Source organism: Phenylobacterium sp. (genome assembly GCF_030646615.1).
GTDB lineage: Bacteria > Pseudomonadota > Alphaproteobacteria > Caulobacterales > Caulobacteraceae > Phenylobacterium.
In genome coordinates this window covers 28,965-41,842 of the sequence record NZ_JAUSLG010000058.1, presented here as the reverse complement: position 1 = coordinate 41,842, position 12,878 = coordinate 28,965, and the positions used below count along the sequence as shown (strand labels likewise).

Annotated in this window: 11 protein-coding genes; 6 read left to right on the top strand and 5 right to left on the bottom strand. The window is 68.7% G+C overall.

The features are described 5' to 3' along the window. The first annotated feature begins 37 nt into the window (after positions 1-37). Positions 38-1,624, top strand: coding sequence for an alkaline phosphatase D family protein (locus tag Q7S93_RS09945; protein ID WP_304713726.1), 1,587 nt, complete (start codon positions 38-40; stop codon positions 1,622-1,624). Here the strand turns inward: Q7S93_RS09945 and Q7S93_RS09940 are convergent. Together Q7S93_RS09940 and Q7S93_RS09935 are read right to left on the bottom strand one after the other, a co-directional pair. Beyond that, on the bottom strand, positions 1,621-2,958 hold the full coding sequence (locus Q7S93_RS09940; protein WP_304713725.1) for an Hsp70 family protein: 1,338 nt from the start codon (positions 2,956-2,958) through the stop codon (positions 1,621-1,623). The two genes, Q7S93_RS09945 and Q7S93_RS09940, sit on opposite strands and share 4 nt — an antisense overlap. Before the next feature lie 89 nt (positions 2,959-3,047). Beyond that, positions 3,048-5,348 carry an NADP-dependent malic enzyme gene (locus tag Q7S93_RS09935; protein ID WP_304713724.1) on the bottom strand — a complete coding sequence of 767 codons (2,301 nt, stop codon included), beginning with the start codon at positions 5,346-5,348 and terminating at the stop codon, positions 3,048-3,050. 393 nt (positions 5,349-5,741) lie between these two features. Between Q7S93_RS09935 and Q7S93_RS09930 the strand changes: the two genes are divergently transcribed. Next, complete coding sequence (locus Q7S93_RS09930; RefSeq protein ID WP_304713723.1) at positions 5,742-6,209, top strand: hypothetical protein; 468 nt, start codon at positions 5,742-5,744, stop codon at positions 6,207-6,209. 182 nt (positions 6,210-6,391) lie between these two features. Further along, a complete protein-coding gene (locus Q7S93_RS09925) occupies positions 6,392-7,075 on the top strand; it encodes a hypothetical protein (RefSeq protein WP_304713722.1) in 684 nt (227 codons plus the stop codon). Positions 7,076-7,386: 311 nt separating this feature from the next. On the opposite strand, the gene Q7S93_RS09920 is transcribed toward Q7S93_RS09925, so the two are convergent. Continuing rightward, a complete protein-coding gene (locus Q7S93_RS09920; protein ID WP_304713721.1) occupies positions 7,387-7,683 on the bottom strand; it encodes an addiction module antidote protein in 297 nt (98 codons plus the stop codon). A gap of 4 nt (positions 7,684-7,687) precedes the next feature. Then, positions 7,688-7,984 carry a type II toxin-antitoxin system RelE/ParE family toxin gene (locus Q7S93_RS09915; RefSeq protein WP_304713720.1) on the bottom strand — a complete coding sequence of 99 codons (297 nt, stop codon included), beginning with the start codon at positions 7,982-7,984 and terminating at the stop codon, positions 7,688-7,690. Between the two features lie 287 nt (positions 7,985-8,271). Here Q7S93_RS09915 and Q7S93_RS09910 point away from each other — a divergent pair, with 287 nt between their 5' ends. The 3 genes from Q7S93_RS09910 to Q7S93_RS09900 all read left to right on the top strand — a co-directional run bounded on the left by Q7S93_RS09910 (position 8,272) and on the right by Q7S93_RS09900 (position 10,906). Beyond that, positions 8,272-8,580, top strand: coding sequence for a hypothetical protein (locus Q7S93_RS09910; protein WP_304713719.1), 309 nt, complete (start codon positions 8,272-8,274; stop codon positions 8,578-8,580). A 95-nt stretch (positions 8,581-8,675) separates the two neighbouring features. After that, positions 8,676-9,458 (top strand): 4-hydroxy-tetrahydrodipicolinate reductase, encoded by a 783-nt coding sequence (gene dapB, locus Q7S93_RS09905; RefSeq protein WP_304713766.1) that lies wholly within the window; start codon positions 8,676-8,678, stop codon positions 9,456-9,458. Next, positions 9,455-10,906, top strand: coding sequence for an amidase family protein (locus tag Q7S93_RS09900; protein ID WP_304713718.1), 1,452 nt, complete (start codon positions 9,455-9,457; stop codon positions 10,904-10,906). The genes dapB and Q7S93_RS09900 overlap by 4 nt, the downstream gene beginning before the upstream one ends. Before the next feature lie 78 nt (positions 10,907-10,984). Here the strand turns inward: Q7S93_RS09900 and Q7S93_RS09895 are convergent, their stop codons facing one another. Further along, positions 10,985-12,781 carry a glycoside hydrolase family 15 protein gene (locus tag Q7S93_RS09895; RefSeq protein WP_304713717.1) on the bottom strand — a complete coding sequence of 599 codons (1,797 nt, stop codon included), beginning with the start codon at positions 12,779-12,781 and terminating at the stop codon, positions 10,985-10,987. Positions 12,782-12,878 lie beyond the last annotated feature (97 nt).

Below are 12,878 nucleotides of genomic sequence, written 5' to 3'. Positions count from 1 at the left end.
CGCTTCTAGGATGACCGCCTGTCCTGGGGAGGCGCCAATGACCGACCACATCACCCGAGCCCTGACCCTGTCGCGCCGCCGCATGATGGCGCTCGGCCTGGGGGCGTTGCTGGCGCCGAGCCTGGACCCGCGCCAGGCCCTGGCCCAGCCCGTCTTCGCCGACGATCCGTTCCAGCTCGGCGTGGCGGCCGGCGACCCGGCGCCCGACGGTTTCGTGATCTGGACGAGGCTGGCGCCTGACCCCCTGGCCATCGGCCACGGCATGCCCGCCCGCCCCGTGCCGGTGAGCTGGGAGGTGGCTGAGGACGAGGGCTTCAGCCGTATCGCCGCCCAGGGCGAGGCCGTGGCCCGGCCCGAGCTCGCCCACGCCGTGCATGTGGAGGTGGACGGCCTCTCGCCGGCGCGCACCTATCACTATCGCTTCACCGCCGGCGCTGAGCGCAGCCTGGTCGGCCGGGCCCGGACGACGCCAGCCGCCGGGGCGAGCCTGGCCCGGGCGCGGTTCGGCGTGGTCGGCTGCCAGCACTATGAGCAGGGCCTCTACACCGCCCACCGGCGGCTGGCGCAGGAGGACGAGCTCGACTTCGTCTTCTGCTACGGGGACTACATCTATGAGGGCCGCTCGGCCCGGGTGGGGAATTCCGGGGCCGGCCCCCAGGCCAACCAGCGCCAGCATGTGGGCCAGGAGATCTACAGCCTGGACGACTACCGACGTCGTTACGCCCAGTACAAGATGGACGCCGACCTGCAGGCCAGCCATGCGGCCGCGGCCTGGTTCGTCACCTGGGACGACCACGAGATCGACAACAACTGGGCGGCCGACCTCGACCAGGACGGGACCGACCGGGCCATCTTCCGCCTGCGCCAGCAGTCGGCCATGCAGGCCTATTACGAGCACATGCCCCTGCGTCGGTCGGCCTTCCCGGCGGGGCCGGCCATGCGCCTCTACCGGCGGGCCGACTACGGGACCCTGCTGCGGCTGAACCTGCTGGACACGCGGCAATACCGGTCCGACCAGGCCTGTGGCGGCCGCTGGGGGGTTTGTGACGAGCTGGAGCGGGCCGAGGCCGAGATGCTGGGCTCTGAACAGGAGCGGTTCCTGTTCGACAGCCTGTCGACCTCGCCGGCCCGCTGGAACGCCATCGCCCAGCAGGTGATGGTCATGGACCTCGATCGCGATCCGGGGCCGGGCTACATGGCCAATCCGGACTCCTGGGGCGGCTATCGCGCCCCCCGGGCGCGGCTGCTGCGCCACATTCGCGATCGGGGCGTGCTCAATCCGGTGGTGCTGACCGGGGACGAGCATCAGAACTATGCCGGCGAACTGCACCTGGACGGGCGCCACCCAGAGGGCCGCGCCATCGCCACGGAGTTCGTCGGCACATCCATCACCTCGGGCGGGGACGGCGTGGACCAGCAGCCGCATATGGCGAAGCTCCTGGCGGCCAATCCGCAGCTGAAGTTCAACAACGCCCAGCGGGGCTACCTGCTGTGCGACGTGACCGCCGAGCGCTGGGAGACCGCCTTCCGGGTGTTGGACAAGGTCAGCGCCCCCGGCGGGACGATCAGCACCCGGGCGCGGTTGGCCGTCCCGGCCGGCGAGACCGGGGTCGTTCCGGCCTAGCTTAGAACGGCCCGCTCGCCCCAGCGGTCGAGGTCGGGCTCGTGGCCCATCAGGGCCAGGCCCGAGGCGATGGATTCCAGCTCCCCGCCGGTCTCGATCCGTTCGGCGGCGAAGCGGCGGGCGAAGATGGCCCGCACGGCGGGCGTCAGGGACGAGCCGCCGGTGAGGAAGACCCGGTCGATCTGATCGGCGCCCAGGCCGGCGTCGGCCAGGGCGGCGTCCACCGCGCCCTCGATCTGGGCCAGTTCCGGCGCGATCCAGCTCTCGAACTCGGACCGGGCCACAGACCGCGTGATGGAGACCGCGCCGGCCTCGAAGGCGAAGGTCGCCTCGTCCTTCGCCGACAGGGTCTCCTTCAGGCGCGAGACGGCGCGATAGAGGGGATAGGCGTGGTTGTCGTCGAGGATCTCCACCAGGGCGGCGATCTTCTGCGGCTCCACCGCCTGGCGCTCCAGGCTGCGGATCTCGCGCATGTCCCGGGAGGCCCGCAACAGGGCCAGCTGGTCCCAGCGGGCGAAGGCCGAATAGTAGCGGTTGGGGATGGGCAGGACCTTGCCGAAGGTCCTGTAGCTCGACCCCTTGCCGAGCGCCGGCGACACCAGATTGTCGATGATCCGGTAGTCGAAGGCGTCGCCGGCCACGCCGACGCCCGATCGCCCGAGGGGCTCGGCCCGGAAGGCGCCTTTGTCATCGCGATGGAAGCGGATGATCGAGAAGTCGCTGGTGCCGCCGCCGAAGTCGCCCACCAGGACGGTGGCGTCGGCCTGAAGCGTGCGGGCGAAGAAGAAGGCCGCGCCCACCGGTTCATAGACATAGAGAATTTCCGAGAATCCCAGGCGGGAAAAGGCCGTCTCGTAGCGGGAAAGCGCCAGCCCCGCCTGGGGCGCGGCGCCGGCGAAGGTGACCGGGCGCCCGACAATGACCCGGCCGGGCAGGTCCTTGAGCGCTGCGCCCGCATGGTCGCGGAGCTTCAGCAGGAAGGCCGAGAGCAGGTCTTCGAAGGCGTAGCGCCGGCCGAGAATCTGGGTCTCGGTGAAGTTGGCCGAGGCCGCGAAGGTCTTGAAGGACTGGATGAACCGCGTCTCCAGCGGGTCCTCCACATAGTCCTCGATGGCCCAGGGGCCGGCCTCCACCGTGCGTTCGGTGGGGTGTTCGGGCGGGGCGTGGAAGGCCAGGGCCGAGCGGAAGGCGAAGAGCTCGCCCTCGGGGGCGGGGAACCGCACCAGCCGGGCCGGCTCGCCGGGCAGGGCGAGGGCCACGACGGTGTTGGTGGTGCCGAAGTCCACCCCCAGGGTGAAGCCGGGGGCGGACGAGTCGGATTCTGAGGCGCCCATGGCGCGATCTCCCCCGGAGCGGCGGCGACGGATCGCCCGCCGCCCGGAGGCGCGCGATCCCTAGGTCAGGCGGTGGTCTGCCTGGGTGATCACAGGACGGCCTCGACCTGGGCCTGGGCCTGGGTCTGGTCGTAGGCGGCCAGGGTGGCGAGTTGCAGGATGCGCGACACCGAGGCCGACAGCGGGCAGATCTGCACCGACTTTTCGAGGCCGAGCAGGATCGGCCCCACCACGGTGGCGCCGCCAAAGGCCTGGACCAGCTGGGTGGAGATGGCCGCCGAATGGATGGCCGGCATGATCAGCACATTGGCCGGGCCGGTCAGGCGCATGAACGGGTAGTTGCCGCGGCGCTCCGGCTCCAGGGCCAGGGCCGGGGGCATTTCGCCCTCGTACTCGAAGTCCAGGTCCATCTCGTCGAGCATGGCCACGGCCTCGCGCACCTTTTCGGAGCGGTCGCCCATGGGATTGCCGAAGGTGGAATAGGACATGAAGGCCAGGCGCGGGGTGTAGCCGAGCGCCTTGACCGCCTGGGCGGCCTCCAGCGCGATCTCCACCAGGTCCTCGGCCTCGGGCATCTCGGTGACATTGGTGTCGGCGATGAACAGGGTGTGGCCCTTGCCCAGCAGCACCGACATGCCCATCACCCGGCCGCCGGCCGCGGGATCGATCACCCGCAGCACCTCGTCCAGCACCTGATCATAGGAGCGGGTCACCCCGGTCACCATGCCGTCGGCATGGCCGAGCGCCACCATGCAGGCGGCGAAGGTGTTGCGATCCTGGTTCACCAGCCGCTGGACGTCGCGCATCAGATAGCCCTGACGCTGCAGCCGCTCATACAGGTACTCGGCGAATTCCGGATTGTGCTCGGAGACCCGGGCGTTGATCACCTTCAGGCCCGCATCCTCGGGGCTCAGGCCCACGGCGCGCATGTTCTCGGCCACCAGCTCTTCGCGGCCGACCAGGATGGCCTCGCCGAGGCCTGCGGTCTGGAAGGCGTAGGCTGCGCGGATCACGCTGGCCTCCTCGCCCTCGGCGAACACCACGCGCTTCTTCGGACCCGACAGCACCGCGCCCTGCAGCTTCTGCAGGAAGGCCGCGGTGGGATCGAGGCGCTGGGCCAGCTGGGCGCGATAGGCGTCCATGTCCTCGATGGGCTTGCGCGCCACCCCGGTGTCCATGGCCGCCTGGGCCACGAAGGGCGGAATGTACCAGATCAGCCGCGGGTCGAACGGGCTGGGGATGATGTATTGCGGGCCGAACTTCAGCTGCACCCCGTGATAGGCCGCGGCCACCTCGTCGGGCACGTCCTCCTGGGCCAGCGCCGCCAGGGCCTGGGCGCAGGCGATCTTCATCTCCATGTTCACCCGCCGCGCCCGCACGTCCAGCGCGCCGCGGAAGATGTAGGGGAAGCCCAGGACGTTGTTCACCTGGTTGGGATAGTCGCTGCGGCCCGTGGCCATGATGGCGTCGCTGCGGACGGCGTGAACCTCTTCCGGGGTGATCTCCGGATCGGGATTGGCCATGGCGAAGATGATCGGGTTGGGCGCCATCGAGGCGACCATCTCGGCGGTCACCGCCCCCTTGACCGACAGGCCCAGGAAGACGTCGGCGCCGTCTAGCGCCTCGGCCAGGGTGCGCTTGTCGGTGTCCACCGCATGGGCGGACTTCCACTGGTTCATGCTCTCGGCGCGGCCGCGATAGATCACGCCCGTATTGTCCACCGCGATGCAGTTCTCGGCCCGCACCCCCATGGCCTTCATCAGCTCGAGCGAGGCGATGCCCGCAGCGCCCGCGCCGCACAGCACGACCTTCGCCTCGTCCAGGCGCCGCCCGGTGATCTTGCAGGCGTTCAGCAGGCCTGCGCACGAGATGATCGCCGTGCCATGCTGGTCGTCATGGAACACCGGGATGTCGAGCAGCTCCTGCAGCTCGGTCTCGATGCGGAAGCATTCCGGGGACTTGATGTCCTCCAGATTGATGCCGCCATAGGTGATGCCGATATTCTTGACGACGGTGATGATCTCGTCCGGATCGGTGGCCGAGACCTCCACGTCGATGGAGTCCACGTCGGCGAAGCGCTTGAAGAGGACGCTCTTGCCCTCCATCACCGGCTTGGACGCCAGGGCGCCGAGATTGCCCAGCCCCAGGATCGCCGTGCCGTTGGAGATCACCGCCACCAGATTGCCCTTGGACGTATAGTCGTAGGCCTTGTCCGGGTCCTCGGCGATGGCCAGCACCGGTACGGCCACGCCCGGGGAATAGGCCAGCGAGAGGTCCCGCTGCGTGGCCATCGGCTTGGTCGGCACGATGGCGATTTTTCCAGGCGTGGGGAGACGGTGGAAGCTGAGCGCCTCCTCGTCGGTGAAGGTGCGTTTCTCGGCGTCGCTCATGAGCGCGGACGGTCCTTGCAGACACGGGTGATGGGATGAGGGCCGCAACCTACATAGGCCGCCCCCCCGCCACAACCTCCAGACTCCTGCGGAGCGGTAGGAATTGCGGGTGGGGGGTGGAGCTGGCACGCGGGTGGAGGTCGATTAGGGCTCAATGAAGACCATCGAAAGGTCTGCTGTGGCGCGCGCACCCGAAGTCGGCTGCGGTCGTTTGCTGATGACTGGAGCATGAGGCACGTCCCCAGTACGCGGCGGATCGCAGATCCGTGCGCCCTCGGCTCGATTGCCGATCAGGGTCCAACGCTGCGGACGTCCCGCCGATATTCACCGCGCACTTCATCAGTGCTTCAAAGGCCCGTAGCCACAAGGCACAGCTTGGGCGAAGCTAGGTGCATGAGAAAGCTGAGCATCGCGGCGCTACTTGGCGCCCTCGTCGTGGCGAACCCTGCCGCAGCACAGCAACTGCAACCCTTGCCGACCACCCGCGAAGGCAACTACGCGATGGCGCAGCGGTTCGCGAACTGTAGCGCGTGGTTCGGACTCATGGAGGTGGTCGCAACGCGCACAGGCATGCCTGAGACAGTGACGCTGGCGCAGGGCCGCGCGCGCGGCTGGAAGGTGGCGGGACTGCTGTTCATGGTCGAGGGCATGGCGCTCAGTCGAGCTGCGGAGGCAACGGCGACATTCGACAACTTGGTCGAGGTACGACTGATGGAGCTGAAGGCGCGATACGAACAGGACGCTGTGGCCATCACAAAGGCCCTGCCCGTGGAATTCGCGCGCGAGTGCGAACCGCTAGTGCCGATGCAGGAAAAGCTAATCGAACTGATACGACGCGGCCCGACAGAGCCGCAGGAATAAACGGCCAAGGAGGCCCCATGCTGTCGGGTGAACGAGTTCGGCAGGCGTGGCACGTGCTGATGGGGAAGGCGCACGCGACCGACCTTTCACCACCGCCTGGGTAGGGCGCCGACCCGCTGACGTCCTTTATGGCTGATGCAGCGCGAAACCGGTGGGCGACGTTCGCGCACTACGGGCCGGCAATGCGAAATCTCGCCTATCTTGACGCCCAGTTCATGGATTTGGATGGCTGGCGTGACCCTCCCAACCCTGTCACGCCGCACCTCGCCTTCCGCAGCCACTCCAATTTCCGCGCGGCCTGCGAACACGCCTTGGCGGGTCAGCTTGGCGACATGTTCCCGATGATCCGCGCCTGCATCGAGGCGGCGGCTTATGCCGTCCACCTAGAGGGTAACGCGAAGCGGACGGAAGCGTGGTTGAGACGGCATGATGGAGCCGCCGCAATGAAAGTGGCGCGAGGGCGGGATTTTCACCACACCACAGTCCTCGCGAGCGTGACGGCGTTGGACGCTGAAATAGGCGCGCTGTTCGGGGAACTCTATCAGCAATCTATCGACTACGGTGGGCACCCGAACGAACGGGGTTTGAGCGCGAATGCGCAAGCAATGCCTGACGAAGAAGGCCGCCGATTTATCCAAATCTATCTGCATGAGAACGGCCCTCGGCTCGTGTTCGGGCTGCATGCGGTGCTTGAGGCAGGCGCTGCAGCGCTTGCCATTCTTCGGCTCGTGTTCGCGGAGCGGCTTGGCCCGGATGACGAAAGCCACCGCGCGTTTCGAGCCAACCTGCGAACGATCCGCGGGTCCGACGATGAAGGCGAACTGCCCGATGCGGAAGCAGCCGCACCGGGCCAAAACCCAGGCTGAACAACGGAAAGTCGCTGGCCCCGCCGCCCCGCAGTCGGCTGCTTGCCAGGCCGGTATTGAAGGCAGGCAGGCCGCACCGGTCGGGCAGGCTGCCGAAAGTCCGCGGTCACCGCGCCTAGACTTGGGAAGCGACCGTGCCCGCCTTGATGGACGGGCGGCAAAGTCCGCAATGGGTTAATTCAACCGTGGCGGCAGGTCGGCAACCGACATTCGTCGACGCTGAGGGAATGGCCGCATTCTGGCTCGGAGCCTCAGCAAGTGGCGCAATGGCGCCGCACCCTTCTTCCAAGGTTGTCAGCCGCCGAACCCAATCAGGCCGTCTCCGGAACGCGCTCCGGGTGCAGCCGGAAGCCTAGGGCGCCGGCCACCTTCAGGACCGTGCTGAACTCCGGACGGCCCTCGGCGCTGAGCGCCTTGTAGAGGGCCTGGCGGGAGAGGCCGGTCTCTTCGGCCAGTTGCGACATCCCCTTGGCGCGGGCGACGATCCCCAGGGCGTGGGTGATGAAGGACGGGTCGCCGGATTCGAAGGCGTCCTCCAGGAAGGCTTCGATCGCTTCGGGGGTGTCCAGAACGGCCGACGCATCAAAGCGGCTGGTCTTCAGAGGCATCCGCTCACATCTCCAATTCACGCGCCATGGCCTTGGCCCGACTGATGTCCCGATCCTGCGATGACTTGTCGCCGCCGCAGAGCATGACAACGAGGACCTCGCCACGCTGCACGAAGTAGGCCCGATAGCCGGGTCCATAGTGAATCCGCAGCTCGGAGACGCCTTCGCCGACCGCCTCCGCATCGCCGAAATTGCCGAGTTCGAGCCGCGCAAGGCGCGCGGCGATCTTGGCCGCAGCCCTGCGATCCCGCAGCTTCTCAAGCCACGCCCTGAACGCCTCGGTCTGGCGCACCTCGATCATGTGTAAACTATGGGCGACAATAGGTGATTTTGTCAACCGAATGTCGCTTGTAGGCGACACCTCATGGACAGCTGGACTTTGGCGCGGCGGCCTGACCACCTCCGCCCTTGACCGCGGGCGCCCCGGCGCGACATTCGCTGCCTTGGGCCACCGAGTGCTGGAGATACTGTCCTGACCGCACCTGGTCGTATTGCTGTTTGTTGGACCACTGGCCGTGAGGGCGGTGAGCCAGATGGTGGTCGGTGTGCTGGTGGGACGGCGAAACCTGATAGCGTGAGCTGACCTTGATGGGTGACGTCGATGACTTCCTTCGCCACACCGATGGCCCTCGACAGCTGAGCCTGTTTGGCGAGGGTGAGGCCCGTATGCCGGCGCCGGCGCCCACGCCTGTGGACCATCCGGCCCGCGCGCGGGAAAAGCTCAACGCCCTGCTGGCCCTGGCGCGCCGGTCCCAGACCCTGCCGTGGTCGGAGCGGGATACGCGCATGTGGGAGACGGTGTTTCCGCAGATGGCTGACTGGCTGCCGGACGACGAGGCCGATACGCTTCGCGCCGAGTTCGCACGCGAGATCGCTCGCCTCCGCGACCGCGCCTGATCCTCTTTCCGGTTGGGGACCCTCTCCGCCCTTGACCGCGGGCGCCCAGGCGCGACATTCGCTCCCCTGCGCCGCCAAGCCCCGGAGAGATCGCCCTGACCGCACCTGTTCGTATCGCCGTCGCGGGCGCCCTGGGGCGTATGGGGCAGGCTGTGGCCGCCGTGGTGGAGGGGCGCGGGGACGCTGACCTGTTCGCCTGTTTCGACCGGCCGGGCGCGGAGGATCCGCGGCTGGTGGATCGGGCCAGCGCGCTTGCTGCGGCGCAGGTGGTGATCGACTTCTCCACCCCCAAGGCCTCGGTCGAGCTGGCCCAGGTGTGCGCCGCCCAAGGGGGCATGGCCCTGGTGATCGGCTCCACCGGGTTTGACGCCCACCAGATCGCGGCGATCGACAAGGCGGCGGGGGCCATTCCCATCGTGCGGGCCGGCAACTTTTCCTTGGGCGTCAACATGCTGCTGGGCCTGGTGGCCCAGGCGGCCCAGGCCCTGGCGGCGGCCGACTACGACATCGAGGTCTTCGAGGCCCACCACCGGCGCAAGGTCGATGCGCCGTCGGGCACGGCGATCATGCTGGCCCAGGCCGCCGCCGACGGGCGCGGGGTGGCGCTGGAGACGGTGGCGCGGGCGGCTAGGGACGGGATTACGGGGGCGCGGCCAGAGGGCGAGATCGGCTATTCGGTGATGCGCGGCGGCGGGATCATCGGCGAGCATTCGGTGGTCTTCGCCGCCGAGGACGAGATCCTGACCCTGTCCCACTCGGCCCGGGACCGCAGCCTGTTCGCCCGTGGCGCGGTGGAGGCCGGCCTCTGGGCGGTGCGCCAGCCGCCGGGCGCCTATGACATGCAGGATGTGCTGGGCCTGAAGAAGGCGCACGCGTGAACCCCGACCTCGACGTCCTGGCCCTGGACGCCAGCGGCCAGCTGGCCCTGCTGGGCGCCGGCCGGATCAGCGCGGTCGAGCTCCTGAAGCTGGCTCTGGCCCGTCACGAACAGACCCACCACCGGCTGAACGCCGTGGTCGCCGCCGACCTGGAGCGCGCCCTGGAGCGGGCGAGGGCCATCGATGACATCCGCGCCCGGGACGGGGCCCTGGGGCCGCTGGCTGGCCTGCCCATGACCATCAAGGACACCCTGGACGTCAGCGGCATGCCGGCCTCGGCCGGGCTGGAGATCCATCGCCGCCGCCAGGCCGAGGACGCCACGGTGAGCGCGCTGGCCCGCAAGGCCGGGGCGGTGATCTGGGGCAAGACCAATGTACCGGTGATGGCCGGGGACTGGCAGAGCTTCAACGGCCTCTATGGGACCACCAACAATCCCTGGGACATCGCCCGCACGCCGGGCGGCTCGTCGGGCGGGGCGGCCGCGGCGCTGGCCAGCGGCGTCACGGCCCTGGAGATCGGCTCGGACATCGGCGGCTCCCTGCGCATCCCGGCCCATTTCTGCGGGGTGTTTTCGCACAAGCCCACCTGGGGCCTCGTCCCCCAGCACGGCCATGTGCCGCCCTCGCCGGGCTCCTGGCAGGAGCCGGACCTGAACGTCATCGGCCCCATGGCCCGTTCGGCCCGGGACCTGCGGCTGCTGCTGTCGGTGATCTGCGATGGCGGGGTCTCGCCCAAGGCGGCGCCCGCCGATCTGGCCAAGGCCCGCATCGGGGTCTGGGTCGAGGCGCCGGGCCTGCCGCTGGACCCGCAGGTCAGGGCGGTGATCGAGGCCTTCGCCGGCGAGCTGTCGGCGGCGGGCGCCACCATTGAGTTCGTCTCCCCGCCGGTGGACGTGGCCACCCTGCTGGACGCCTATATGGTGCTGCTGGGCGCCATCATCGGCGGTGACATGCGCGAGAAGGACCTGCGCAGGATGGAGTGGATGCGCCCGGCGGCGAAGATCGCCCGGGCCCGCGGCGCCGGCCCCTTCTCCTGGGCGGCCACGGCGCTCGCCTATACCGCCCGCCACCGGGAATGGCTGGCCGCCGACGCCATCCGCGCCCGTCTGCGCCGGGAGATGGAGGGGGTGTTCGACGCCTATGACGCCATCCTAGCGCCGGTCGCCCCGGTTACGGCGTTTGCGCACAACCAAGGCTCGTTCCCGTCCCGGGCGCTGAAGCTGTCGGACGGGACGAGCGCGCCCTATGTGACCCTGCTGGGCTGGATCGGCCTGGCGACCGCCTGCCTGCTGCCGGCCACCACCCTGCCGGCCGGCTTTTCAGCCGATGGCCTGCCGGTGGGCGCGCAGCTGATCGGACCGCATGGCGGCGACGGGAGGCTCCTGTCGCTGGCCCAGGCCATCGACGAGAATGTGCGCGGCTTCACCGCCCCGGAGCTGAAAGTCTAGATCACGGGTGTGATCTAGTTCTTTTCGCGGGCGCGCGTTTCGATCCGATAACCGGTTCCCACTTATCGGAACGCGCTTCTAGCGCACCGCCGCCCACGGCTTGGAGAGCAGCGCCGCGCAGTTGATCAGCCCGACCAGGGAATAGGTCTGCGGATAGTTGCCCCACAGCTCATTGCCGTCGAAGGAGATGTCCTCCGACAGCAGGCCCGCCGCCGTCCGCCTGGTCAGCATCTCCTCGAACAGCTCGCGGGCCTCGTCGGCCCGGCCGCTGAGATAGAGGGCCTCGATCAGCCAGAAGGTGCAGATGTTGAAGGCGGTCTTGGGCTCGCCGAAGTCGTCGGGCAGGGCGTAGCGCAGCATGTAGGGGCCGCGCCGCAGGCCCTTCTCCACCGCCTCGATGGTGGCGGCCATCCGCGGATCTCCAGGGGGCACGAAGCGCACGTCCACCAGCTGCAGCAGGCTGGCGTCCAGTTCGTCCCCGTCGAAGGTGGCGGCGAAGCGGCCGAGCGCCGGGTTGTAGGCGCGCGCCTCGATCACGCCGCGCATCTCGTCGGCCCGGGCGTTCCAGTACTTGGCCCGCTCCAGCAGGCCGAGCTGGACGGCCGCATTGCCGAGCCGGTCGCAGGCGGCCCAGCACATCACCGCCGAATAGGTGTGGATCGCCTCGCGCCCGCGGAACTCCCACAGGCTGGCGTCCGGCGTGGCGTACATCTCATAGGCCCGCTCGCCCACCGGCTCGAGGTCGCGGAAATCCTCCACCGTGGCCGGCCGCAGCAGGCGCTCGTCGAAGAAGGCCTGCACCGTCGACAGGATAATCTGGCCATAGACGTCGTGCTGCAGATGCTCGTGGGCCTGGTTGCCGATCCGCACCGGCCCCATGCCGCGATAGCCGGGCAGGGCGTCGGCGAACCGCTCGATCAGGCCAGGCTCCAGCCCCACCCCATAGACCGGCTGCACATGGCCGCCGCCCTCAGTGTCCACCAGGTTGCGCAGATAGGAGAGGTAGTTCTCCAGCATGTCGGCGGCGCCCAGCCTGGTCAGGGCCTGGACCACATAATAGGCGTCTCGCAGCCAGCAGTAGCGATAGTCCCAGTTGCGCCCGGACTCCGCATGTTCGGGGATAGAGGTGGTCAGCGCCGCGACGATGGCGCCGGTCTCCTCATAGGCGCAGAGCTTGAGCGTGATGGCCGAGCGGATCACCGCCTCCTGCCATTCCAGCGGCACCGACAGGGTCCGCACCCAGCTGCGCCAGTAGTCGGTGGTCTCGTTCAGCATCCGCGAGGTGGTGGCCATCACGTCGGCGTCGAACCCCTCATCGGGGCCGAGGAACATGGCGATCGGCTCTTCCAGCCGGAAGACGCGCTCCTCGGTGATGTGGCTGACCGAGGTGTTGGTGGTCAGGCGCATGGTGGTCGGCCCGCCCACATAGCGGATGTGGTTGGAGCCGGTGGTCTGCCTGGCCGGCGCCTCGCCCCAGTTCACCGTCGGGCGCAGGCGGATGCGGATGCGCGGCGCGCCGGTGATGGGCCGGACCAGGCGGATATAGGCGGTCGGCCGATAGACCCGGCCGAACTGGCGATAGCGCGGACAGAAGTCGAGGATCTCGAAACTGTCCCCGTGCTTGTTGGTGACCTCGGTGCGCACGATCGGCGTGTTGCGCAGATAGGCCTGGCGGGTGCTGGCGTGGTCCTCGGCCTCGATGGCCCACAGGCCGTGGACATCCCGGTCGGCGGGATCGCGGTCGCTGAGCAGGGCCGAGAAGAAGGGGTCGCCGTCCACCCGGGGCACGCAACCCCAGACAATGCGGCCTTGCCGGTCGATAAGGCCGCTGGCCGCGCAGTTGCCGATGGGGAACAGGTCCAGGGTCTGGATCACAGCTTAGGCGCCTCGCGGTTGTGTCGCATGTGTCGCGTCCTTTTTCTCGACGGCGTCTTAGCCCTGTTTGCTAAGCTGTGACGCGCCAAGTGACTCG